The organism is Streptococcus oralis (assembly GCF_003942585.1).
Taxonomy (GTDB): domain Bacteria; phylum Bacillota; class Bacilli; order Lactobacillales; family Streptococcaceae; genus Streptococcus; species Streptococcus oralis_BE.
Genome location: NZ_RJNK01000001.1, coordinates 149450 through 172851, shown reverse-complemented (window position 1 = coordinate 172851; position 23402 = coordinate 149450). Strand labels below are relative to the sequence as shown.

At 40.6% G+C, this 23402-nt stretch carries 23 protein-coding genes and 1 pseudogene; 10 read left to right on the top strand and 14 right to left on the bottom strand.

The features are described 5' to 3' along the window. Positions 1-48: 48 nt before the first annotated feature. Entirely contained in the window at positions 49-1719 is a 1671-nt protein-coding gene (locus tag D8862_RS00885) for a formate--tetrahydrofolate ligase (RefSeq protein ID WP_125448339.1), read from the bottom strand. 228 nt (positions 1720-1947) lie between these two features. Here D8862_RS00885 and coaB point away from each other — a divergent pair, with 228 nt between their 5' ends. From coaB to D8862_RS00860, 5 genes are all read left to right on the top strand, one after another. After that, on the top strand, positions 1948-2637 hold the full coding sequence (gene coaB, locus D8862_RS00880) for a phosphopantothenate--cysteine ligase (protein ID WP_125448338.1): 690 nt from the start codon (positions 1948-1950) through the stop codon (positions 2635-2637). A gap of 11 nt (positions 2638-2648) precedes the next feature. Then, complete coding sequence (gene coaC, locus D8862_RS00875) at positions 2649-3200, top strand: phosphopantothenoylcysteine decarboxylase (RefSeq protein WP_125448337.1); 552 nt, start codon at positions 2649-2651, stop codon at positions 3198-3200. Beyond that, the gene (locus D8862_RS00870) at positions 3184-3747 is read left to right on the top strand and encodes an ECF transporter S component (protein WP_125448336.1); all 564 of its coding nucleotides are present in this window, start codon (positions 3184-3186) and stop codon (positions 3745-3747) included. Before coaC ends, D8862_RS00870 begins: the two co-directional genes overlap by 17 nt. Before the next feature lie 242 nt (positions 3748-3989). Further along, complete coding sequence (locus tag D8862_RS00865; protein WP_000354636.1) at positions 3990-4517, top strand: ECF transporter S component; 528 nt, start codon at positions 3990-3992, stop codon at positions 4515-4517. An 11-nt stretch (positions 4518-4528) separates the two neighbouring features. Further along, complete coding sequence (locus D8862_RS00860; protein WP_125448335.1) at positions 4529-5044, top strand: transcription repressor NadR; 516 nt, start codon at positions 4529-4531, stop codon at positions 5042-5044. Here the strand turns inward: D8862_RS00860 and D8862_RS00855 are convergent. The 4 genes from D8862_RS00855 to D8862_RS00835 all read right to left on the bottom strand — a co-directional run bounded on the left by D8862_RS00855 (position 5041) and on the right by D8862_RS00835 (position 9916). Continuing rightward, the gene (locus D8862_RS00855) at positions 5041-5508 is read right to left on the bottom strand and encodes an 8-oxo-dGTP diphosphatase (protein WP_125448334.1); all 468 of its coding nucleotides are present in this window, start codon (positions 5506-5508) and stop codon (positions 5041-5043) included. The two genes, D8862_RS00860 and D8862_RS00855, sit on opposite strands and share 4 nt — an antisense overlap. Positions 5509-6256: 748 nt before the next feature. Continuing rightward, the gene (locus D8862_RS00845) at positions 6257-6883 is read right to left on the bottom strand and encodes an NAD(P)H-dependent oxidoreductase (RefSeq protein ID WP_125448332.1); all 627 of its coding nucleotides are present in this window, start codon (positions 6881-6883) and stop codon (positions 6257-6259) included. A gap of 14 nt (positions 6884-6897) precedes the next feature. Beyond that, positions 6898-8886 (bottom strand): excinuclease ABC subunit UvrB, encoded by a 1989-nt coding sequence (uvrB, locus tag D8862_RS00840; RefSeq protein ID WP_125448331.1) that lies wholly within the window; start codon positions 8884-8886, stop codon positions 6898-6900. A 76-nt stretch (positions 8887-8962) separates the two neighbouring features. Then, positions 8963-9916, bottom strand: a complete 954-nt coding sequence (locus tag D8862_RS00835) for a CPBP family intramembrane glutamic endopeptidase (protein WP_125448330.1) — start codon at positions 9914-9916, stop codon at positions 8963-8965. Positions 9917-10088: 172 nt separating this feature from the next. On the opposite strand from D8862_RS00835, the gene D8862_RS00830 reads away from it, so the two are divergent. The 3 genes from D8862_RS00830 to zwf all read left to right on the top strand — a co-directional run bounded on the left by D8862_RS00830 (position 10089) and on the right by zwf (position 14630). Next, on the top strand, positions 10089-12254 hold the full coding sequence (locus tag D8862_RS00830) for an ABC transporter substrate-binding protein/permease (RefSeq protein WP_125448329.1): 2166 nt from the start codon (positions 10089-10091) through the stop codon (positions 12252-12254). Then, a complete protein-coding gene (locus D8862_RS00825) occupies positions 12254-12994 on the top strand; it encodes an amino acid ABC transporter ATP-binding protein (protein WP_001096337.1) in 741 nt (246 codons plus the stop codon). The genes D8862_RS00830 and D8862_RS00825 overlap by 1 nt, the downstream gene beginning before the upstream one ends. A gap of 148 nt (positions 12995-13142) precedes the next feature. After that, positions 13143-14630 (top strand): glucose-6-phosphate dehydrogenase, encoded by a 1488-nt coding sequence (gene zwf, locus D8862_RS00820; RefSeq protein ID WP_125448328.1) that lies wholly within the window; start codon positions 13143-13145, stop codon positions 14628-14630. Between the two features lie 45 nt (positions 14631-14675). On the opposite strand, the gene ftsY is transcribed toward zwf, so the two are convergent. The 3 genes from ftsY to D8862_RS00805 are packed head-to-tail and all read right to left on the bottom strand — an operon-like array spanning position 14676 to position 17590. After that, positions 14676-15977 carry a signal recognition particle-docking protein FtsY gene (ftsY, locus tag D8862_RS00815; protein WP_125448327.1) on the bottom strand — a complete coding sequence of 434 codons (1302 nt, stop codon included), beginning with the start codon at positions 15975-15977 and terminating at the stop codon, positions 14676-14678. 3 nt (positions 15978-15980) lie between these two features. Further along, positions 15981-16799 carry a Cof-type HAD-IIB family hydrolase gene (locus D8862_RS00810; RefSeq protein ID WP_125448326.1) on the bottom strand — a complete coding sequence of 273 codons (819 nt, stop codon included), beginning with the start codon at positions 16797-16799 and terminating at the stop codon, positions 15981-15983. Beyond that, positions 16799-17590 (bottom strand): Cof-type HAD-IIB family hydrolase, encoded by a 792-nt coding sequence (locus D8862_RS00805; protein WP_125448325.1) that lies wholly within the window; start codon positions 17588-17590, stop codon positions 16799-16801. The genes D8862_RS00810 and D8862_RS00805 overlap by 1 nt, the downstream gene beginning before the upstream one ends. Before the next feature lie 107 nt (positions 17591-17697). Between D8862_RS00805 and D8862_RS00800 the strand changes: the two are divergent. Together D8862_RS00800 and D8862_RS00795 are read left to right on the top strand one after the other, a co-directional pair. Continuing rightward, positions 17698-18408: pseudogene (locus D8862_RS00800) on the top strand (IS30 family transposase); the annotation flags it as partial. Between the two features lie 50 nt (positions 18409-18458). Then, the gene (locus tag D8862_RS00795; RefSeq protein ID WP_125448324.1) at positions 18459-18758 is read left to right on the top strand and encodes a YbaB/EbfC family nucleoid-associated protein; all 300 of its coding nucleotides are present in this window, start codon (positions 18459-18461) and stop codon (positions 18756-18758) included. Between the two features lie 47 nt (positions 18759-18805). Here the strand turns inward: D8862_RS00795 and D8862_RS00790 are convergent, their stop codons facing one another. The 6 genes from D8862_RS00790 to D8862_RS00765 form a co-directional block, all read right to left on the bottom strand. Continuing rightward, the gene (locus D8862_RS00790) at positions 18806-20569 is read right to left on the bottom strand and encodes a glycerophosphoryl diester phosphodiesterase membrane domain-containing protein (protein ID WP_125448323.1); all 1764 of its coding nucleotides are present in this window, start codon (positions 20567-20569) and stop codon (positions 18806-18808) included. An 8-nt stretch (positions 20570-20577) separates the two neighbouring features. Further along, positions 20578-21168, bottom strand: a complete 591-nt coding sequence (locus D8862_RS00785; protein ID WP_125448322.1) for a 3'-5' exonuclease — start codon at positions 21166-21168, stop codon at positions 20578-20580. An 81-nt stretch (positions 21169-21249) separates the two neighbouring features. Continuing rightward, positions 21250-21744, bottom strand: a complete 495-nt coding sequence (gene rocS, locus D8862_RS00780; protein WP_000021247.1) for a chromosome segregation protein RocS — start codon at positions 21742-21744, stop codon at positions 21250-21252. Positions 21745-21820: 76 nt separating this feature from the next. Continuing rightward, on the bottom strand, positions 21821-22513 hold the full coding sequence (locus D8862_RS00775) for a 5'-methylthioadenosine/adenosylhomocysteine nucleosidase (protein ID WP_125448321.1): 693 nt from the start codon (positions 22511-22513) through the stop codon (positions 21821-21823). Between the two features lie 15 nt (positions 22514-22528). Further along, entirely contained in the window at positions 22529-22840 is a 312-nt protein-coding gene (macP, locus tag D8862_RS00770; RefSeq protein ID WP_125448320.1) for a cell wall synthase accessory phosphoprotein MacP, read from the bottom strand. Between the two features lie 11 nt (positions 22841-22851). Next, the gene (locus D8862_RS00765) at positions 22852-23397 is read right to left on the bottom strand and encodes an NUDIX hydrolase (protein ID WP_125448319.1); all 546 of its coding nucleotides are present in this window, start codon (positions 23395-23397) and stop codon (positions 22852-22854) included. Positions 23398-23402: the final 5 nt, after the last annotated feature.

Genomic DNA, 23402 nt, shown 5'->3' with positions numbered 1-23402 from the left:
AATGAGCTTGGATAGCTTTTCCAAACTCATTTGAATTCAATTAAACTATTAGAACAATCCTAGAACAGTTCCATCACTTTCAACATCCATATTGAGAGCTGCAGGTCGTTTTGGAAGTCCTGGCATGGTCATCACATCACCAGTTAAGGCAACGATGAAGCCTGCACCCAATTTTGGTACCAATTCACGAATGGTAATTTCAAAGTTCTCAGGTGCTCCAAGTGCATTCGGATTGTCTGAGAAACTGTACTGAGTTTTAGCCATACAGATTGGCAATTTGTCCCATCCATTCTGAACAATCTGAGCGATTTGCGTTTGAGCTTTCTTCTCAAAGTTTACTTTGCTACCACGGTAGATTTCAGTAACAATCTTTTCAATCTTTTCTTGGACAGAAAGGTCATTGTCATAAAGACGTGTGTAGTTGGCTGGATTTTCTGAGATTGTCTTGACAATCGTTTCGGCAAGCGCTACGCCACCTTCTGCACCATCAGCCCAGACACTTGCTAGTTCAACTGGCACATCGATTGAGGCACAAAGTTCCTTCAAAGCTACGATTTCAGCTTCTGTATCAGTTACAAATTCATTGATAGCTACGACTGCTGGAATACCAAACTTACGGATATTTTCAACGTGACGTTTCAAGTTAGCAAATCCTGCACGAACCGCTTCAACGTTTTCTTCTGTCAAAGCATCTTTAGCGACGCCACCGTTCATCTTGAGGGCACGAAGGGTTGCAACGATGACTACCGCATCTGGAGAAGTTGGCAAGTTTGGTGTCTTAATATCAAGGAATTTCTCAGCGCCAAGGTCCGCACCAAAACCAGCTTCAGTAACAGTATAGTCAGCCAAGCGAAGGGCTGTACTTGTTGCCAAAACAGAGTTACATCCATGAGCAATGTTGGCAAATGGACCACCGTGTACAAAGGCAGGTGTACCGTAAATTGTCTGAACTAAGTTTGGCTTAATAGCATCCTTCAAGATCAAAGCCAAAGCACCCTCAACCTGCAAATCACCAACTGAAACAGGCATACGGTCGTAACGATAGCCGATAACGATATTTGCCAAACGACGTTTCAAGTCCTCGATGTCCGTTGCTAAGCACAGAATCGCCATGATTTCTGAAGCTACGGTAATATCGAAACCATCCTCACGTGGAATACCGTTTAGAGGACCACCAAGTCCAACAGTTACATGACGAAGTGCACGGTCATTCAAGTCCACGACACGTTTCCAGAGGATACGACGTTGATCAATTCCCAGCTCATTTCCTTGGTGCAAGTGGTTGTCAATCAAGGCAGAAAGTGCATTGTTAGCAGTTGTAATAGCATGCATGTCTCCAGTAAAGTGAAGGTTGATGTCCTCCATTGGTAGGACTTGGGCGTAACCACCACCTGCAGCACCACCCTTGATCCCCATTACTGGGCCAAGAGATGGTTCGCGGATTGCAATCATAGTTTTCTTGCCAATCTTGTTCAAGGCATCCGCAAGACCAATGGTAATGGTTGATTTCCCTTCCCCTGCTGGTGTTGGGTTGATGGCAGTAACCAAGATCAATTTACCAACTGGATTGCTCTCAACTGCACGAATTTTATCAAAGCTCAGCTTAGCCTTATACTTTCCATACAATTCCAAATCGTCGTAAGAAATTCCAAGCTTTTCCACAACATCCACGATTGGCTTTAACTCAATACTCTGCGCGATTTCAATATCTGTCTTCATAACAAACTCCTCTAATCTCTAATGTGATAATTCATTATAACACAAAACAAGATTTTTAACACCCTTAAACTCTTAAAACGTTCGTAAATATCAATATTTCAGGGGTTATAATAGCGCTTTTTAAAATTTTATATGCTTTTATAGTTTTAGACTATAGTATTCCTTCGTTTTAACAAAAATTTATCGCTTTCATTTTACTTACTGTTTATTTTTGTGTACAATAGTCCTATGAAAATTTTAGTTACGTCGGGCGGTGCGAGTGAAGCTATCGATAGCGTCCGCTCTATTACGAACCATTCCACAGGTCGCCTGGGGAAAATCATCACAGAAACCTTGCTTGCTGCAGGGCATGAAGTTTGTTTGATAACGACAAAACGAGCTCTGAAGCCAAAAGCTCATCTCAACCTAAGCATTCGAGAAATTAATAATACCAACGATCTTCTAGTTGAGATGCAAGAACGTGTTCAGGATTATCAGGTCTTAATTCACTCAATGGCTGTGTCTGACTACACACCTGTTTATATGACGGGGCTTGAAGAAGTTCAGGCTAGCTCCAATCTAGAAGAATTTTTAAGCAAGCAGAACCATCAGGCTAAGATTTCTTCAACTGATGAGGTTCAGGTTTTATTCCTGAAAAAAACACCCAAAATCATCTCTCTAGTCAAGGAATGGAATCCTGCCATTCATCTGATTGGTTTCAAACTGCTGGTTGATGTCTCTGAGGATTATCTCATAGAAATTGCTAGACAGAGTCTTATCAAGAATCAAGCTGACTTAATCATAGCAAATGACCTCACTCAAATCTCAGCAAATCAGCATCATGCAATCTTTGTTGAGAAAGAGCAACTCCAAACCGTTCAAACCAAAGAGGAAATAGCAAACCTCCTTCTTGAAAAAATTCAAGCATACGATTCTTAGAAAGGAAAGCCATGGCAAATATCCTCATCGCAGTGACAGGTTCCATTGCCTCCTATAAAGCAGCTGACCTCGTCAGTTCCTTGAAGAAACAAGGCCATCATGTCACTGTCTTAATGACTCAAGCCGCTACAGAGTTTATCCAACCGTTGACCCTACAGGTTCTCTCTCAAAATCTTGTCCACCTTGATGTCATGAAGGAACCCTATCCTGATCAAGTCAATCATATCGAACTAGGTAAAAGAACTGATCTTTTTATCGTTGCACCCGCTACTGCTAATACCATCGCAAAGTTAGCCCACGGATTTGCTGACAACATGGTGACAAGCACAGCGCTTGCCCTGCCAGAACATGTCAAAAAGTTACTCGCACCAGCCATGAATACAAAAATGTATGACCATCCGGCGACTCAGGCTAATCTAAAAACATTAGAGACCTATGGTTATCAGATTATCTCTCCAAAGGAATCTCTACTAGCCTGTGGCGATCATGGCAAAGGCGCCCTAGCTGACCTGAATACTATATTAGAAAGAATAAAGGAAACTCTCGATGAACAAACGCTCTAACATTGCTCCAATTGCTATCTTTTTTGCGGTTATGCTCGTTATCCACTTTTTGAGCTCTCTCCTATTTAATCTTTTCCCATTTCCAATCAAACCAACTATCGTTCATATTCCAGTAATCATTGCTAGTATCATCTATGGCCCACGAGTTGGTGTTACACTCGGTTTTTTGATGGGGCTACTCAGCTTGACGGTTAACACGATTACAATCCTTCCAACCAGCTACCTATTCTCACCTTTTGTACCAAACGGAAACATCTATTCAGCAATGATTGCCATCCTACCTCGTATTTTGATTGGTCTGACTCCTTACCTAGTTTATAAATTATTGAAAAACAGAACAGGCCTCATCATTGCTGGTGCTCTCGGTTCCCTTACCAACACCGTCTTTGTCCTCGGGGGAATATTCTTCCTTTTTGGAAATGTCTTCGATGGCAATATCCAAAAACTCCTAGCAACTGTCATCTCTACAAACTCAATTGCTGAACTCGTCATCTCAGCCATCCTAACTGTAGCAATTGTCCCACGTCTCGAAACATTGAAGAAATAAACATAATTCCACTTTCAGCCTTGAAGGTGGAGTTTTAGTTTTCACCAGTAAAGGCTCATCTTCTATTCATAAATGGTTATTTACCAAGGAGTCATTAGTTCAAAATTTTGAAAATATATGAAAATCCTTTGAATCTACCACCTATACTTTTGAAAATTTTCAATAGAATCAAAATAAATTCTTGACATGTCTATCTATTTATTGTACTATACTTGTGTATATACAGTTATATGGAGGTTCTTATGGATATACGGAAAAAAACGCAGTTTATGACCATGACTGCCCTACTCACAGCAATCGCGATTTTGATTCCAATCATTATGCCCTTTAAAATCGTCATCCCACCAGCTTCTTACACTTTAGGAAGCCATATCGCCATCTTTATCGCCATGTTCCTATCACCTTTGATGGCTGCTTTTGTGATTATTGCTTCGAGTCTCGGTTTCCTGATGGCAGGCTACCCTATGGTTATCGTTCTGCGCGCCTTTTCTCACATCGTTTTTGGTATTTTGGGAGCATTTTACTTAAAAAAATTCCCTGAAACCTTGGATAAACCAAAGGCATCTTGGATTTTTAACTTTGTTTTGGGTGTTGTTCACGCTATCGCTGAAGTACTAGCTTGTATCATCTTTTATGCTACTTCAGGGACAAACGTTGAAAATATGTTTTATGTTCTCTTTGTCCTAGTCGGTTTTGGCACAATTGTCCATAGTATGGTAGACTATACATTAGCACTAGCTGTCTATAAAGTGCTTCGAAAACGTCGCTAAAAGGAAAAACTATGACAAAGGATCGCAAACAAGCTCTTCTCAAACTGTTAAAAGAGGCACCAAAAGCTCTCAATGGTCAAACCTTGGCTGAGCACTTTCATGTTACGCGCCAAGTCATTGTACAGGATATCGCTATTCTCCGAGCAGATGGGGCTCCTATCCTATCCACCAATCGTGGTTATATCTACAAAGAAAATGATGCCAGCCCCTACGTTCACAAACTCTTTAAAGTGAAACATGAACTGGAAGAAATCGGTCAGGAACTTCTAGCTATTGTAGATAATGGCGGACGCGTTCAAAATATCTTAATTGATCATCCCGTTTATGGTGAAATTGAAACTCTGCTCAAACTCACCTGTCGTCGAGATGTCCAGCACTTTCTGGAACAAGTTGAAAATTCTGACTTTAGACCACTTTCTGAATTGACAGACGGCATCCATTACCACCTTGTTGAAGCTGAGACACAACAAGACCTCCACTATATAGAGGAGGCCTTGAATCAACTAGGTTATTTAGTAAAAGACTAGAAAATTTCTTTCTCCCAGCCGTCCTCTGTACGGTGGCGATAGAAGAATTCAGACTTTTCAGGTGCTTCCATCATTTCCATCAAAGGTAACATATCATAGGCCAGATCCAAGTTTGGAATCTGGTCTTTTTGCACCCAAGATACCTCTCCTTCCTCTGAGGATTGGAGATTTCCAGTAAACTCTGTCGCCTTATAGCAAACGACGATGTAGCGCTCACCTGTATCTAAGGGCCAATTTTTAATACCGACCAGTTGGGGATTCTGAATGGTCAAACCAGTTTCTTCGTATATTTCACGAATGACAGACTCGGCAAAGGCCTCGCCATTCTCAACATGTCCTCCTGGAAAGGCATAGCCAGACCAGCGATTGTTTTCAGGAGAGCGATATTGCATGACTACTCGCTTATTTTCTAGATCTTCGATTAGACAGATGTTGGTTAAAATAGTTGCTTGGGCACGGGACATAGATTTGCTCGCTTTCTAAGTTATTAAAATGTATCTTTGTTGTATTTTATTTTAAATTTCACGATAAAAGCATTAACTAAGTCATGGTATTACGATAAGATACTCTGACAGTGAAAATTATATATTATGGCCTATATGGGCAAGAATAGGTGAAAGAGACATTACAATCATTTCTTCAATTTCTTCCTTTCTAAATGTTTAGCAAGAATTAAAATGACCAATCCTAAGAAAAAGAATAGCATGTAAGTTACAATAGGAAACCAGATGTAGCGATAATCTAGTGATAAGAGAGATGGTAAAATCCCTTTACTGTTTTTCCCACTAACTCCGAAAAACAGATGGACCACTAAACCGATACTATTAAGATAGATGAACAATCCAGCAAATCTTGTTAGAGTCATCCTTAACCTGGATAAATCTAGAAACCAATAGTCAAATATTCTGTAGACCAGACAAAAAAGATTTACATATAATGGAAAACTATAGTTAATATCTCTGTATAGTGAAGGAAGGGGGAGACTTTTAAAAATAAAATTAATACCTAGCCCTATTCCTAAGATTAGACCAAGGACTAGGAAGAAACCTATAATTTTATGAGAATTTAGCCAATGCTGAAAACTTTCTTTCCTTGGTAGATTCTTTTTTGTATTTGAATTTCTTTTATTCATTTTCACCATCTTCTTCATATCTAGACTACTGAAACAAGGACATAGCAATTTGGCTAATTAAATTTGACTTAAGGGCCTCTCTACCCCAACGCCTTGACTTCCTCAGCTACTTTTTGCAGATATTTTTGTCTTGTTGAACTTGTGTTTACCTCACGCCCTAACTCGCCTAAAATTGAAACTTTCTTTGTTTTAATACCGCAGTGATTTAGGACAGCATTCTTTAATACTGATATTCCATAACTGTCTGGGATATTGATAGAACCTGAAAATACTTTGTACCACCATGTTGGTGCCATTGATGTTGCATAAATACTGGCTGTTTTTCCTTTTAGTAACTTTTTAAACTGCTGACCTCTTAAGTAGTTCCAAATAAAACTTCCTTTATTGTTGGCAGAGTACGCAATTCCTGGCGTGAAAACACGATCAATCCACCCCTTCAATAAACTAGGCATACTACTCCACCAAATTGGATAAACAAAAATGAAATGATCTGCCCACTGGATTAATTCCTGAGAGCGAAGTATGAAAGAGTCCTCTTCCATACGCTTTCGATAACCATATCGTAGTACAGGATCAAAATCTATCTCATTTAGGTTAATAGATTCAAGCTCATGATGATTTGAGTCAATATTTTCTACAATCGTTCGAAAAATTTCTTGACAGAAACTTCCCTTGTCAGGATGTCCATTGATGACTAAAATTTTCATTCATTTTCTCCTATCTAATCCAGCGCCTTCACTTCTAACATCATATCACGAATCTGAGCTGCCAGTTCAAAGTCAAGCACTTCGACGGCTTCTTGCATTTGTTTTTCGAGTTTCTTGACGAGTTCTTTGCGTTCTTGTTTATTGAGACTATTGATATCGACTTCCTTGTCCTCTTCCTTGGCAACTGCCTTGGTTACGGCAATCAGGTCACGGATTTCTTTCTTAATGGTTTGAGGTACGATACCATGCTCTTCATTATAAGCCATCTGGATTTTCCGACGGCGGGCTGTTTCATCAATGGCACGTTGCATAGACTGGGTCATCGTGTCCGCATACATGATGACATGCCCTTCGCTATTACGGGCAGCACGTCCAATGGTCTGAATCAATCCACGTTCGTTACGAAGGAAACCTTCCTTGTCAGCATCTAGAATAGCAACCAAACTTACTTCAGGTACGTCAATCCCTTCACGGAGCAAGTTGATTCCAACCAAGACATCAAAAACACCCAAGCGTAGGTCACGTATAATCTCTGTCCGTTCCAAGGTCTTGATATCCGAGTGCATGTACTTGACTTTGATGCCCATTTCTTTGAAGTAGTCGGTCAAGTCTTCTGCCATCTTCTTGGTCAAGGTTGTGATAAAGGTTCGTTCATTCTTTTCAACACGGGCATTGATTTCACCTAGGAGGTCATCAATCTGTCCCATAGTCGGACGGACTTCCACCTCTGGATCCAATAGTCCTGTTGGACGAATGATTTGTTCAATCACTGTCTCGGTCTGTTCATTTTCATAGTCACCAGGTGTCGCTGAAACGTAAATAATCTGATGCACATGGCTTTCAAACTCCTCCCGACGGAGAGGACGATTGTCCAAGGCAGACGGCAAACGAAAACCATAATTTACTAACATTTCCTTACGCGAACGGTCTCCATTGTACATGCCCTTGATCTGCCCCATGGTCATGTGACTTTCATCAATCATGATCAAGAAATCATCTGGGAAGAAGTCGAGAAGCGTATAAGGAGGCTCTCCTTCGCTACGACCATCCATGTGACGAGAGTAGTTCTCAACCCCATTTGTATAACCCATCTCACGTAACATCTCAATATCATACTCTGTCCGCTGTTTCAAACGCTGGGCTTCTAGCAGTTTGCCTTCCTTTTCAAAAACAGCTAACTGCTCCTCCAACTCCGCCTGAATCTTGGCAATAGCAACTTCCATGTGGTCGTCATTGGTCACAAAGTGAGTGGCGGGGAAAATCGCCAAATGATCCACTTCTCCCAATACCTGACCTGTCAAAGCCTCAACCTCACGGATACGGTCAATCTCATCCCCGAAAAACTCTACTCGAAAAGCGTGTTCATCACGTGAAGCTGGGAAAATCTCTACCACATCCCCACGTACACGAAATCTTCCGCGTTGAAAATCAATATCATTACGTTCAAACTGGATATCAACCAAGTCATTCAAGAGTTTATCACGAGAAATCTCAAGACCTGGACGGAGACTAACCACGCTATCAGAGTATTCCTTAGGCGAACCTAAACCATAGATACAAGAGACAGAAGCCACAACGATGACATCATTACGCTCCAGAAGGGCTGAAGTCGCTGAGTGGCGGAGCTTGTCAATCTCGTCATTAACAGAACTGTCCTTTTCAATATAGGTATCGCTCGAAGGAACATAAGCCTCGGGTTGGTAATAATCATAATAAGACACAAAGTACTCAACAGCATTTTCAGGGAAAAATTCCTTGAACTCTCCGTAGAGCTGACCAGCTAGGGTTTTGTTATGCGCAATGACCAAAGTTGGCTTATTGACTTTGGAAATGACCTGACTCATGGTATAGGTCTTCCCTGTACCCGTCGCCCCCATCAGAATCTGAGCCTTTTCTCCACCCTCGATATTATCAACCAACTGCTCAATTGCCTGGGGTTGATCTCCTGAAGGTTCGTATTTTGATACTAGTTTAAATTTATTATCTGTAATTCGATTGATCATAAGAATCCTCTCTCCATGTGCTATTCCTATTTTAGCATACTTATAGCATTTTCACGAAGAAAAGGACGGACCTAAGTCACATCCTTTCATTTTCTTTCTTTAATTGATTAGCGAGATAGACAATCAGAAGTAACAAGACTAAACTTGTCATGATAGAACCTTCAATCCCAAAAGAGCCTCCTGATAGCCAGCCTTGATCGCCTTGTGGTAAAAAGGTCATCAGAGACGTTCCTGACGGTTGACCGCTAACTAAAATGCCAAAAATATTGCCCTGAGCAAAATTCCAAGCTCCATGAATACCTGCAACCCCCCAAACTGTATCAGTTTTGAGAAGGTAAAGAGCCATGGCAACTCCGAATAAGAAGAGATTCACTAGAGATAGAGGTGTTAGACCAGAATTTCCCACATGAAGCAGGGTAAAGAATATGCTAGATATGACAACAGCAAGTTTTAGATTGGTTCTTGAGGCCAATTGTGGAAGAAGCCAAGCACGGGACACCACTTCTTCTGCTGTCCCCTGTAAAATCCAAAAGGGGATAGTAAAGACGACAAAAGTAAGCGAATAAGGATTCAAGCGAATGGATTCCAAACGATATTGCCCCAAGACCACCAAACCTAACAAGGTCAGAAGAAAAAGTGCCAAACCTAGGCCAAATCCTTTCAGAAGACTGCTAAGGAAATTTTCTCTATAAAATCCCAAGGTTCTAATAGATCTTTTCTCAACTTTTTTAGTCCATCTGAACACAGTGTTGAGAATAAAACCAAAGGACAGCAATGCTAAAATTAAACGAAAGTCACTTGTTTTATCCGTCAAGCTCTGCTGCAAGGTTTGCAAGTAAGTTGCAAGATTTTGACCAGCCTCTCCAAAATTTCTAGCAAGTCCGATGAGAGCTAACAAGCTAATACCATACAAAGTATATGCAACAAACTCTCCTATAAAGACAAAAACAAAGGCTAACAAAGGACTTGTGTAAATATTTAAACTCATTTGGGAAGATTGGAAGTCTTTAAATATTCTTTTATTCTTCATGTTCCTACCCTCATTTCTTCTATTACATGCTATTATTATATCATTTTATAGTAGCAATTCAAGAAGAAAAAGAAAATATAGATGTTATATTTTCTGACACAAAAATATAAAAATTTGCCTTTTCATCCATTTTCTGATATAATGAGAAAATATTCGGAAAAGGAGACTAAAAATGAAGAAAAAAATACTAGCATATTTGCTCATTTTATTTCCCATTTTCTCACTAGGTATGGTAAAAGCTGATACTGTTAAGATTGTGTCTGATACAGCTTACGCGCCTTTTGAGTTTAAAGATTCAGATCAAACCTATAAAGGAATTGATGTTGATATTATCAATAAAGTCGCAGAAATCAAAGGATGGAACATCCAAATGTCTTATCCTGGCTTTGATGCAGCTGTAAATGCAGTACAGTCAGGTCAAGCAGATGCCATTATGGCAGGTATGACAAAAACAAAAGAACGTGAAAATGTCTTTACCATGTCTGATACCTATTATGATACAAAAGTTGTCATTGCTACCACAAAGGCAAATAAAATCACCAAATATGAGGAACTCAGCGGGAAAACAGTTGGTGTTAAGAACGGAACTGCCGCTCAACGTTTCCTCGAAAGTATCAAAGATAAGTACGGCTTCTCTATTAAAACCTTTGATACAAGTGATTTGATGAATAACAGTCTAAGTGCTGGTGCTGTGAATGCCATCATGGACGATAAACCTGTTATTGAGTATGCGATTAACCAAGGACAAGATCTCAGCATCAATATGGATGGTGAGGCTGTTGGAAGCTTTGCCTTTGGTGTCAAGAAAGGGAGCAAGTATGAACACTTGGTTACCGAGTTTAACGAAGCCCTAGCACAAATGAAGAAAGATGGTAGCTTGGAGCAAATCATCCAAAAGTGGACGGCTTCTAAAACTACGGCAAGCCCAACAACAACTACTGCTGCTGGACAAAAAGCTACTCCTGTGAAAAGCAAGTACATTATTGCCAGCGACTCATCTTTCGCCCCATTCGTCTTTCAAAATTCAAGCAATCAATACACCGGTATTGATATGGACCTCATCAAGGCCATTGCCAAAGATCAAGGTTTTGAAATTGAGATTACCAACCCAGGATTTGACGCAGCCATTAGTGCTGTTCAAGCTGGACAAGCAGATGGTATCATTGCTGGTATGTCTGTAACAGATGCTCGTAAGGAAACCTTCGACTTCTCAGAATCATACTACACAGCAAATACGATTCTCGGTGTGAAAGAATCAAGCACAATTGCTTCTTATGAAGACCTCAAGGATAAAACTGTCGGTGTTAAAAACGGAACTGCTTCTCAAACGTTCCTTACTGAAAATCAAAGCAAATACGGCTATAAGATTAAAACCTTTGCAGATGGCGCATCTATGTATGACAGTCTGAACACTGGCTCTATTGATGCCGTGATGGATGATGAGCCAGTTCTCAAATATTCTATCAGCCAAGGTCAAAAATTGAAAACGCCAATCGCTGGAACTCCAATCGGTGAAACAGCCTTTGCGGTTAAAAAAAGTACAAATCCAGAATTGATCCAGATGTTCAATAACGGACTTGCGAACCTCAAAGCTAACGGAGAATTCCAAAAGATTCTTGACAAGTATCTAGCTAGCGAAACATCATCTAACTCTACAAGTACGGTTGACGAAACAACCATCTGGGGCTTGCTTCAAAACAACTACAAACAACTCCTTAGCGGACTTGGAATCACTCTTGCTCTAGCTCTTATCTCATTTGCAATCGCCATTGTCATCGGGATTATCTTTGGTATGTTTAGCGTTAGCCCATACAAATCTCTTCGTCTGATCTCTGAGATTTTTGTTGACGTTATTCGTGGTATTCCATTGATGATTCTTGCTGCCTTCATCTTCTGGGGGATTCCAAACTTCATCGAGTCCATTACAGGCCATCAAAGTCCAATTAACGACTTTGTAGCTGGTACCATAGCCCTCTCACTCAATGCAGCTGCTTATATCGCTGAAATCGTTCGTGGTGGGATTCAAGCTGTTCCAGTTGGGCAAATGGAAGCCAGTCGAAGTCTTGGTATCTCTTATGGAAAAACCATGCGAAAGATTATCTTGCCACAAGCGACTAAATTGATGTTGCCAAACTTCGTCAACCAATTCGTTATCGCTCTTAAAGATACAACCATCGTGTCTGCTATCGGTCTGGTTGAACTTTTCCAAACTGGTAAGATCATCATCGCCCGTAACTACCAAAGTTTCAAGATGTATGCAATCCTTGCTATCTTCTATCTTGTAATTATCACGCTTTTGACTAGACTAGCGAAACGCTTAGAAAAGAGGATTCGTTAATGGCAAAACTAAAAATTGATGTAAATGATTTGCATAAGTATTATGGAAAAAACGAAGTTTTAAAAGGCATTACGACTAAGTTCTATGAAGGAGATGTTGTTTGTATCATCGGTCCTTCGGGTTCTGGTAAATCCACTTTCCTCCGTAGCCTTAACCTTCTCGAGGAGGTAACGAGTGGTCACATCACAGTAAATGGTTATGATTTGACTGAAAAATCAACCAATGTCGACCATGTTCGCGAAAACGTGGGAATGGTCTTCCAACACTTCAACCTCTTTCCTCACATGTCTGTCCTAGAAAATATCACTTTTGCTCCTATTGAACATAAACGAATGACCAAAGAAGAAGCTGAGAAATTGGGGATGGAGTTGCTTGAAAAGGTTGGACTAGCAGATAAAGCTAATGCCAATCCAGATAGTCTTTCAGGTGGTCAGAAACAACGTGTAGCTATCGCTCGTGGACTCGCCATGAATCCTGATATCATGCTCTTTGATGAGCCAACTTCCGCTCTTGACCCTGAGATGGTCGGAGATGTACTGAATGTTATGAAGGAATTAGCAGAGCAAGGCATGACTATGATTATTGTAACCCACGAGATGGGATTTGCTCGTCAGGTAGCCAACCGTGTTATCTTTACGGCTGATGGTGAATTTCTGGAAGATGGGACACCAGATCAAATCTTTGATAATCCGCAACACCCTCGTCTAAAAGAATTTTTGGACAAGGTCTTAAACGTATAAAACGAAAGTGTGAGGTTCTCCTTACACTTTTTTAATTGCGTATTGGATTTTTGATTTTTTTGAAAATTATGATAAAATAAAAGCTATGACAATGAGAAAATCTCATCCCTAGTCCAACTAGGAAAAAATATAGAAATTAGGTAGCTAGATGTCATCAAAGGTTATTGTTACAATTTTCGGTGCGAGTGGAGATTTAGCTAAACGCAAACTCTACCCTTCCCTTTTCAGACTCTATAAATCAGGCAATCTCTCTGAGCATTTTGCTGTTATCGGAACAGCTCGTAGACCTTGGAGTAAGGAATATTTTGAATCTGTAGTTGTCGAGTCCATCCTTGATTTGGCAGATAGTACCGAGCAAGCCCAGGAATTTGCTAGCCACTTCTACTATCAAAGCCATGATGTTAATGATACTGATAATTACATTGCTTTACGTGAATTACAGGCTGAGCTTGATGAGAAATACCAAACGGATCACAACAAACTCTTCTTCCTATCAATGGCTCCTCAATTCTTTGGTACCATTGCCAAACACCTCAAGTCTGAAAACATCGTTGACGGCAAAGGCTTTGAGCGCTTGATTGTTGAAAAACCTTTTGGTACAGACTATGAAACTGCAAGTAAGCTGAATGAAGATCTTCTAGCAACATTTGACGAAGAACAGATCTACCGTATCGACCACTACTTGGGGAAAGAGATGATTCAAAGTATCTTTGCGGTTCGTTTTGCCAATATGATCTTTGAAAATGTTTGGAACCGTGAGCACATTGATAATGTGCAGATTACCTTTGCGGAACGTTTGGGTGTTGAGGAACGTGGTGGCTACTATGATGAATCTGGTGCCCTCCGTGACATGGTTCAAAACCACACTCTCCAGCTTTTATCTCTTCTAGCCATGGACAAGCCTGCCAGCTTTACAAAGGATGAGATTCGTGCTGAAAAGATAAAGGTCTTTAAAAATCTCCACCAACCAAGTGAGGAAGAATTAAAAGAACACTTTATTCGTGGTCAGTATCGCTCTGGTAAAATCGATGGCATGAAATACATTTCCTATCGTAGCGAACCAAATGTCGACCCTGAATCTACAACAGAAACCTTTGCCTCTGGTGCCTTCTTTGTAGACAGCGATCGTTTCCGTGGCGTTCCTTTCTTCTTCCGTACTGGTAAACGCCTGACAGAAAAAGGCACTCATGTCAATATCGTCTTTAAGCAAATGGACTCTATCTTTGGTGAGCCTTTGGCACCAAATATCTTGACTATCTATATCCAACCAGCTGAAGGCTTCTCTCTCAGCCTCAATGGTAAACAAGTAGGTGAAGAATTCAACCTGGCACCAAGCTCTCTGGATTACCGTACAGATGCTACTGCTACTGGAGCCTCACCAGATCCATACGAGAAATTAATCTACGATGTTTTGAACAACAACTCAACCAATTTTAGCCACTGGGATGAGGTAAGTGCTTCTTGGAAATTGATTGACCGTATCGAAGAGCTCTGGGCTGAAAATGGTGCCCCACTTCATGACTATAAAGCCGGAAGTATGGGGCCTCAAGCAAGTTTTGACTTACTTGAGAAGTTTGGAGCCAAATGGACTTGGCAACCAGATATCGCCTATCGTGAAGAAGGTCGTTTAGAATAACAAAAATATCCTGCAAGTTAATCTTGCAGGATTATTTACTTTCTGTTAAATCAAGCCTTCTAAGAGACCCTTCATAAAGTTTTCTGAGTTAAATTCCCCGATATCATCAATTTTTTCACCGAAACCAATTAATTTTACTGGAATATTGAGTTCTTCACGGATAGCCAGAACAACACCACCTCTGGCAGTTCCGTCAATCTTAGTCAATACAATACCGGTAACAGGGGTAATTTTCGAGAATTCTTTAGCTTGTATTAAGGCATTCTGTCCAGTTGAAGCATCGAGGGCTAGGAAGGTTTCATGTGGCGCCTCTGGAACGACACGTTTGATAATACGACCAATCTTTTCCAACTCGGCCATGAGGTTGTCCTTATTTTGCAGACGACCTGCTGTATCAATCATGAGAATATCAATTCCTTCTGCTACAGCACGTTCCATCCCATCAAAGACCACACTTGCTGGATCAGCTTTTTCAGGCCCCGTCACAACAGGAACATCCACACGACGGCCCCACTCTGCTAGCTGGGCAACGGCTCCAGCACGGAAGGTATCTGCCGCAACCAGCATGACTTTCTTGCCAGCCTGTTTGTAGCGGTGAGCTAATTTCCCAATAGAAGTTGTCTTCCCAACACCGTTAACACCGACAAAGAGCATGACTGTCAAACCATCTTGGAAATGGATTTGTTCATCGTAATTGCCATCTTTCTCATAGAGCTCAACCAATTTCTCGATAATGACACGGCGAAGTGCGTCAGGCTTCTTAGCGTTTTCGAGTTTAGCTTCGTAGCGTAGCTCTTCTGTTAAGTTTGAAGCGACCTGAACACCGACATCACTCATGATGAGCAGTTCTTCCAATTCCTCGAAGAAGTCTTCATCGACAGAACGGAAGTTGGCAAAGAAAGCATTCAAACGAGCACCGAATCCCGTACGCGTTTTCTTGAGACTGCGGTCATATTTTTCCTGAACGGTTTCTTCAACCTGAGGACTTTCTTCTTCTACAACTTCAGACGCTAGCTCTTCTTCTGTTTCTTGGTTCTCTTCTTCTAGAGCTTCTTCTGTCTCTTGGATTTGCTCCAGTTCATCAGCTTCTAGCTCAGGCTCTTCCTTAGCAGTTTCCTCGACTACTTCTGGTTCAATGGCCTCATCTGTCGTGACCTGAGGAAGTTCTTCTTGAGCAAGAGTTGCTTCCACTTTGTCCCTTCCTGTCTCTTCCTGAGAAGTTTCTTCGACTGCCGTTTGTTTTTCTTCAACCTCTTCTGATAAATCAAGATTTTCCAGAGCTTCTTTTACAACATCTTCAATTTTCGGCTCTTCTTTTTTTCCGAATAGACGGTCAAATAATCCCATATTCTAGTTCTCCTTTAACACGTATTCTTCGATAGCCCAGGCAACGGCTTCCTCGTCGTTGGTCATCGGGGTAATCACATTGGCAACTGCCTTAACTGCTGGAACTGCATTTTGCATGGCAACCCCCAGACCAGCCCACTCAATCATGGAAAGGTCATTGGCCTCGTCCCCACAAGCCATGACTTGACTTTGATCGATTCCTAAGTGTTTAATTAATTTCGCTAAACCTGTTGCCTTGTGGACGTTTTTCGGTGACCATTCCAATAAGAGTTCACGCGATTTGAAGATTTCATATTGGCCAAACAATTCTGGAGAAATCTGTTGAATCGCTGCATCCAAAGGTTCTTGGGCAAAGGCAGTCACACATTTATTATACGTCATCTGACTAGATAGATCTTCAAAAGCGACAGGTACGAAAGTCAGGGCTGGGTTGAACTTAGCATAGAGACTTTCTTGATCCGACTGGATTTGATAGACTGTTCCTTCTGAAATGGCATCTAACGGCAGACCGAGTTTTTCAGTTTCCTCGTACAATCGCGCCACATCATCGATTGAAAAGACTGTTTTATCAAGAATCTCCCCCGTATTTTTCTGTACCAGACCACCATTAAAGGTGATGGTGTACTCGTCCTCTTGACCGTCAGTCCCTAGCTCATGGAGAAAGAAATCCATAGCCTTTAGAGGACGTCCCGTTGTCAGTACGACCTTGATGCCACGATCACGCGCAGCTTTTAGCACCGCCTTAGTACGATCTGTTAGCTTTTTATCCGTTGTCAGCAAAGTACCGTCCAAATCAAGTGCAATCAATTTAATATCTGCCATTACAAACCCTCCATATAAGCCATCACTGATTGGTCCTTATGGTGGCCAATCACTATCTCTGCTAATTCTAAAATCTCTGGTCGCGCGTTTTCGGGAGCGATTGGGTGCCCGACGACCTGCATCATGTGAAGGTCATTGAGATTATCTCCAAACGCCATGACCTGATCCATGGTTAGACCAAGTTTTTTGGCTAGCTCAACAATAGCCACACCCTTATCAACGTAATCCAAGACAATATCGATGGATTCAAAACCTGTTGTCATGGCTTTCACACCAGAAACGTTTTCGTTGACCCAGGCCTCTCCAGCTTCTATCGTATCTTCTGTAAAGTTCGTGGTGAATTTAAAAATCTCATCCGTGATAGCTTCCAGACTCGCTACTTTTTGAATGTTCTCATTGTAGTGACGGCTAAACTTGAGATAGGCCTCATCTACCGTGTCCAAAACATAACAAGCTTTTTTCCCAGTCAGGAGCATTTTTCTTTCATCAAAATAAGGCGATTTCTTTAAAGCTTCAAAAGTGCTCAAGTAAAAGTCCCGAGACATAGTAGCCTCATACATATCCTCACCATGAAACTCAACATAGCTCCCATTTTCAGCTATAAAAATCACTTCATCACGTACATCCGCAAACAGCTTTTTCAGCGACAAGATACCGCGACCCGAAGCCACTGCAAAATAAATCCCCTTTTCCTTGTAGGAAACAAGCAAGTTTTTGAGGCGTTCCATATCAAACCGCCCCTCTCCGTCAAGAAAGGTTCCGTCCATATCTGTTGCTACAAGTTTAATCATAAAATCCTTCATACTCCAATTGATAAATCTATCTCCTATTATACCATAGATAAGCTGAAAAAGGACTAGTACAGTCGGATTGACTACTGGATAGTAGGTCTTTTTCAGTAAAGATTCTCCACTATCATAATCAAAAGTTGTCCCCTGAAATGATGGTCAAAGCTAAGGGAGTTAACGTGGGAATTTCTACCATCTACTACTGGATTCATCATGGAAAATTAGGACTAACCAAACAGAACCTCCTGTATCCTAGAAAAGGAAAGACTGTCAAGAAACAAGCTAGCCTCAACTTTAAACCTGTTGGGCAATCCATTGAACAGCGTCCTGAAGCTATCAATCTTCGCTTGGAGAATGGGCATTATGAGATACTTACGAGAACGAAAAACTACTGTTTGTTCGTTTTGACGAATCGAAAGAGCAGACACCAAATTATTCGATTGATTCCAAATAAGAGCGCTGAGTCGGTCAATCGGGCTCTAAAACTCATCTTAAGACAATACAAGATTCCTTCCATCACGGCAGATAATGGAGCCGAATTCAACCGCTTGTCCGATGTGTTTTCTAAGGAGCATATCTACTATGCACACCCCTATGCCTCTTGGAAAAGGGGAACCAATGAGAATCACAACAGGCTTATTCGTAGATGGTTGCCTAAAGGTACTAAGGAAACGACTCCTAAAGAAGTCGCCTTCATCGAAAATTGGATCAACAAATATCCTAAAAGATGCTTGGACTACAAGTCTCCCAGAGAAGGCTTCTTGCTGGCTAACTTGAACTTGAAATTTAGCTTTAAACTAATAATAGACTTTTATCCCTAAAATTGATAAAATGGTTAGGAGAATAATAGAAAAGGAAACTGTAAACCGCTATGATGAACATGCAAAACATGATGCGCCAAGCACAAAAACTTCAAAAACAAATGGAACAAAGTCAAGCAGAACTCGCTGCTATGCAATTTGTTGGAAAATCTGCTCAGGACCTTGTCCAAGCGACCTTAACTGGAGATAAGAAAGTTGTTAGTATTGACTTCAGTCCAGCAATTGTAGATCCAGAAGACCTAGAAACCTTGTCTGATATGACCGTTCAAGCGATTAACGCTGCTCTAGAACAAATCGACGAAACGACTAAGAAAAAACTAGGTGCTTTCGCTGGAAAATTACCATTCTAATCACCTACAGAAAAAGGAGGAAGGTTCACTTCTCCTTTTTTTCTCTGTTAGAAATCAAAGAATTCCGTAGCTTTTTTCAAAAGGAGATCGGTGTATTCTGGATCTTCCTGAGCTGCTGCTAAAGTCTCCTGTAGCATCTCCATGTCATCTGTAATCATCCCATCCACTGACAACTGCAACGATTTATCAAGTGCGTCAGAGCTATTGATGGTCCAAACATAAAGCTTTTGTTCCGTATACCAAAGTTTAGTGACAAAGTATTCATCCAATGTTGAATACTCCATAGTATAGCCCGTTGCCTTGGTTTTTGGGAAAATACTATTATAAGGCAAGATGAAATAAGCTGGAATAGTCGAATCATATTTCAAAACTTGGTCAATCACATGATAGTCTAGTGATTGCATCTGATGACCATACTGCTTGATAATAGAGCCATACTTCTCTAAAAAACGTTCCATCATTTGTGGACTATCTTTTTTACTGGTTTTAATTTCAATCAACAATCTTTGATGAAGTTCATTCGCGCGATTGAGATAGTCATCAAAACTAGATATTTTGGTTCGATAGCCATTTTCAGAAATATCTAACCCTGTCAACTCCTCCAAAGTCAAGTCTTGAGGTCTGGCATTGATACCTGCTAAGTTCTTAAGATTGGCGTCATGCATCATCACAAACTGACCATCTTTGGTCTCCTGCACATCCATTTCAATTAAATCTGGTTTCAGTTGCGCTGTTTTTTCCAAAGACTGTACAGTGTTTTGTACACCATTTTTATTTGAAACGCCCCTATGTGAAATGACTAAAGGAGTATTTGTCACAGGAGCTTCCAGATAGATATAACCTTCCAGCGCAAAAAAGATACTAGCGCAGCCCATCACTCCCCATCTCATCAAATGGTCTTTTTTTCTTCTTGGCATAATCTCCAGTTCCTCACCTGTCAAAAAGGAGACAAACTTAACAAGGAAATAGGTCAACGCCATATAGTGGATGTTCTTTATCAGGACAAAGTTGATAACTCCAAGAATCAGTGATTCTTTCTGTGTTAAATTGTCAATTACAATCTGTCCCAATAGCAAGGGAGTCAAGAGGAGAAAGAAAAAGAGATAGGTTTTAATAATAATGAGTAGCAAGTTCCAAGCATAAAAGAGAACTTGTTTTTTTGTCTTTTGCAGACTAAATTTTACTCCCTCTCTCACAGTCCTCTTTTCAAAGAGAATCTTCGGAAGGGCAAACATGAGTCGGACAGACACATAGAGCAAAATCCAAGCAGATGCAAAAATCATCAAGCCTACTAGCCAGTACTTGTCTTCCAGATAAGTCACGATAAAGTCTGGAATGACGATTTTATTTAAGTAATAAATTTTTAAAATTTTCCTGATAAAAGGAAAGAGCATGGCTACGTAGAAGAAAACAAAGGCCATCTTACAGAAGTTCAAGCGTTTCATGAACAGAAAACTTTGCTGGAAAACTTTGCGACTGTACTCAATCAAGGTTCTCTTTTCGTGGTAGAGAAGGTGGCGCGCTCCAATAAAGAGGAGGCAAATCTGGAAATAGGCCACCAAAAGATTGATTACAATCAAGACGAGAAAGGCCAGACTGATTAAAGGAGAACTCGTGATAATGGCAAAAATATTATTGTAAGAAATAAACAAATAGCCTGTTTGGCTGAGTAAAAGACCAGCAAGCCAAGAATTGAGAGGTAGCCACAGATATTCCACCATCATGAAAATTAAGAAAAAGAGGAAGAGAACTTTATCTAGGTTGAGGTAAATTTTCCTAAAACCTAGTTTTTTAGGTTTTTCAGGTTTCATAAGCACTCCTAGTCTAGAAATTGAGATAAGTCTAGCCCGCCAAAGGGATTCATGGATAGATTACTCTGTTCTTCTAATAATAGTTTTCCTTCGTCAGACTCCAGAAAGGCTTCATAAACACGCGCTGTCATACGGGCATCTTCTAAACTATTATGCGATTGACCTTTAAAGCCTAAAAAATTCGCCACAGTTTGTAGTTTGAGGTTAGCTATGCCGTGTAGGTCGGAACTACGACGTTCAAAAGCCTCATCATATAGGTCGACCTTATACTGATCACGATAGTCCAAGCCATGCTCCATGAGAATAGGCAAATCACTCTTGGCTGCATTGTAACCAACGATTGGTAAGTTGCCAACAAATCCCTGAAAGTATTTTAAAACTTGCTCTACTTTTGGCGCATCTTTCAAGGTTTCAGCTGTAATTCCTGTCAAACCATTGATAAAACTCTTTAAAGGCACGCTGGTATGGACATAAGAATCAAAGGCATCTATTTCATGACCATCTTGAAAACGAACTGCTGATACCTGAATTAAATGGGTAACCCCTTCGTGTTGATTGAATTCTAAGTCAAAGGCGATATAGTCTCTTAATTTTTCCATCTTTTACCTCAATTCCGACTCAATTTAAACTATAAATAAGAAAAGAAGCTATTAGGTTAGTGAATAACCCAAACAGCTTCTTTATTTTCCTCCAAATAGGCGAGCAAAAAAGCCTTTTTTGGTTGCTTGGACTTCTTCTTTTGCTTGGTCCAACTCGAGTTTCAAGCTTTCTTGATCCTTCATAGCTTGAAGAGTTAATTGTTGCTGTTGGTCCAATTGTTTGTCCTTTTCAGCAATCTGGCGATCTTTGATGCGCATCTGCTCATCTTTTTCTGCTAACTGCTGGTCTTTGGCCTTGAGTTGCTCATACAATCGAAGAATTTCAGCATTTTTCTCATCAACCAAGATTTCCATCAGTTCGCGTTGTTTGACATCATCACTGACTGGTTCATCTTCAAAAATCGTTTTTTTATAGATTTCTTCTAGCTTGATTAAGCCACTTCGAGTAACTACTGTTACACCTTTGTCATTTTTTTTCGTGTCTTCTTCGGGAAGTTCTTTGACACGATTGTTGATTGCTTGACGAGATAGTCCTAAGACCTCTGCAATCTCGCTGACGGTCATTTCAATACTCATAATATCCTCTGAAACGTTTTCTAGCTTTTCTTTATTTAAATCTTATCATAAGCAAGAAAAACTGTCAAATTTTGGCTTAATTCAAGGCCTTTAAAAAGGCTAGTAAAACTTGGGCAGAACGACGTCCGGCTTCAATGATAAACTCATCAAATGAGATAGAGGCTTCGTGATTGGCATTGTCACTCATAGCGCGAATGACTAGGAAAGGTAGGTCAAGATCCTGAGCTGCCTGAGCAATGGCTGCTCCTTCCATCTCCACTGCTAAAACATCTGGAAAGTGGGACTTGATACTAGCAATCTTATCATCTCCAGCTATAAAACTGTCCCCTGTAGCAATCAAGCCTAGATGCCAGGTCTGTTCTACTTGAGATAAACTTTCTTGAATCCTAGTGATAAAGTTCTTATCAGATTCGAAGTAGAGGGGTTGACCAGCCATCTGACCATAAGCATAACCAAAAGCAGTCACGTCCACATCATGATAGACTAGTTTATCCGCAATCACGACATCACCGACAGCAATCCCTTCTGCAAGAGCACCTGCAGATCCTGTATTGATGATGGCTTCTACTTGGAAATGGTCAGCTAACACCGCTACACTCATAGCCGACATGACCTTTCCAATCCCACTCTGAACTAGGGCAACTTTTGTCTTGCCAATAGTGCCAATGTAGTAGGTATTTCCCATGACTTGGACTTCTTGTGGTTTGTCCAAATTCTGAGTCAAATGTATCAGCTCTTCTGGCATGGCAGCAATGATTCCAATTTTCATTTCATTTCCTTTCAATTACAAGAGTTTCATTGCCAAAACTAGCAAAATCAAAAGTAAAATCACCACAAACAAGACTCGGTTGAGTTTTGAGTTGAAGACATTTCTCTTAGTGTTCTCAATGCGACGACTCTTATGAATCGTTGGCTCTACTTCTATTGTAAGTGTATCTTGACTAAAACCATGATCTCTAGAACGTGAATAACCAAATTGTTGTGAAGACGTTGGTAGGATCTTTGTTTCCTCATCATCTTGAAGAGGTGGTCCTGAGATTTTCTCACCACGATTGGCACGTTCAATCATTTCGTCTGTTAATAAAGGTTTTCCCATTGGTTTCTCCTCTATTTCTTTTGTAGTTCCCAGTACTGAATCGCCATAATGGTCTTGGCATCACAGATATAACCTGACTGGATCAGGTTCTTGGCTTCCTCTAGACTTACTTCTAAGACTTCCAAGGTTTCATCATCATCTTGTGGGCGAGGATTTTCCACCTTGACCAAATCACTAGCGAGGTAGAGTTTTAGTTTTTCGTTACAAAATCCAATCGCAGAATAGAAATCGTACAACAGTTCTAACTTAGCCATGTAGGCAACTTCTTCTTCCAATTCACGAAGTGCCGCTGCCATTGGATCAGCATTTTCACCAAGTTCTAGTTTACCAGCAGGAATCTCATAAGAAACAGCCTCGATAGCCTTTCGATATTGCTTAACGAGGACGATTTTATCCTCAGCTGTCACTGCTAGTACACAAACAGCTCCATTGTGAAAAATCAAGTCACGTTGGGCAGTTCCCTTCCCTTCTGGTAGTTCCACCTGATCTTGTACTAGTTTGAAAATAGGACCTTGATAGATTTCCTTCCGACTAATCGTTTTTTCTTCAAATTCCATGACAA

Coding starts and splice junctions, on each gene's coding strand:
- D8862_RS00885 (WP_125448339.1), bottom strand. CDS start 1,719: ATGAAGACAGATATTGAAATCGCGCAGAGTATTGAGTTAAAGCCAATC.
- coaB (WP_125448338.1), top strand. CDS start 1,948: ATGAAAATTTTAGTTACGTCGGGCGGTGCGAGTGAAGCTATCGATAGC.
- coaC (WP_125448337.1), top strand. CDS start 2,649: ATGGCAAATATCCTCATCGCAGTGACAGGTTCCATTGCCTCCTATAAA.
- D8862_RS00870 (WP_125448336.1), top strand. CDS start 3,184: ATGAACAAACGCTCTAACATTGCTCCAATTGCTATCTTTTTTGCGGTT.
- D8862_RS00865 (WP_000354636.1), top strand. CDS start 3,990: ATGGATATACGGAAAAAAACGCAGTTTATGACCATGACTGCCCTACTC.
- D8862_RS00860 (WP_125448335.1), top strand. CDS start 4,529: ATGACAAAGGATCGCAAACAAGCTCTTCTCAAACTGTTAAAAGAGGCA.
- D8862_RS00855 (WP_125448334.1), bottom strand. CDS start 5,508: ATGTCCCGTGCCCAAGCAACTATTTTAACCAACATCTGTCTAATCGAA.
- D8862_RS00845 (WP_125448332.1), bottom strand. CDS start 6,883: ATGAAAATTTTAGTCATCAATGGACATCCTGACAAGGGAAGTTTCTGT.
- uvrB (WP_125448331.1), bottom strand. CDS start 8,886: ATGATCAATCGAATTACAGATAATAAATTTAAACTAGTATCAAAATAC.
- D8862_RS00835 (WP_125448330.1), bottom strand. CDS start 9,916: ATGAAGAATAAAAGAATATTTAAAGACTTCCAATCTTCCCAAATGAGT.
- D8862_RS00830 (WP_125448329.1), top strand. CDS start 10,089: ATGAAGAAAAAAATACTAGCATATTTGCTCATTTTATTTCCCATTTTC.
- D8862_RS00825 (WP_001096337.1), top strand. CDS start 12,254: ATGGCAAAACTAAAAATTGATGTAAATGATTTGCATAAGTATTATGGA.
- zwf (WP_125448328.1), top strand. CDS start 13,143: ATGTCATCAAAGGTTATTGTTACAATTTTCGGTGCGAGTGGAGATTTA.
- ftsY (WP_125448327.1), bottom strand. CDS start 15,977: ATGGGATTATTTGACCGTCTATTCGGAAAAAAAGAAGAGCCGAAAATT.
- D8862_RS00810 (WP_125448326.1), bottom strand. CDS start 16,799: ATGGCAGATATTAAATTGATTGCACTTGATTTGGACGGTACTTTGCTG.
- D8862_RS00805 (WP_125448325.1), bottom strand. CDS start 17,590: ATGATTAAACTTGTAGCAACAGATATGGACGGAACCTTTCTTGACGGA.
- D8862_RS00795 (WP_125448324.1), top strand. CDS start 18,459: ATGATGAACATGCAAAACATGATGCGCCAAGCACAAAAACTTCAAAAA.
- D8862_RS00790 (WP_125448323.1), bottom strand. CDS start 20,569: ATGAAACCTGAAAAACCTAAAAAACTAGGTTTTAGGAAAATTTACCTC.
- D8862_RS00785 (WP_125448322.1), bottom strand. CDS start 21,168: ATGGAAAAATTAAGAGACTATATCGCCTTTGACTTAGAATTCAATCAA.
- rocS (WP_000021247.1), bottom strand. CDS start 21,744: ATGAGTATTGAAATGACCGTCAGCGAGATTGCAGAGGTCTTAGGACTA.
- D8862_RS00775 (WP_125448321.1), bottom strand. CDS start 22,513: ATGAAAATTGGAATCATTGCTGCCATGCCAGAAGAGCTGATACATTTG.
- macP (WP_125448320.1), bottom strand. CDS start 22,840: ATGGGAAAACCTTTATTAACAGACGAAATGATTGAACGTGCCAATCGT.
- D8862_RS00765 (WP_125448319.1), bottom strand. CDS start 23,397: ATGGAATTTGAAGAAAAAACGATTAGTCGGAAGGAAATCTATCAAGGT.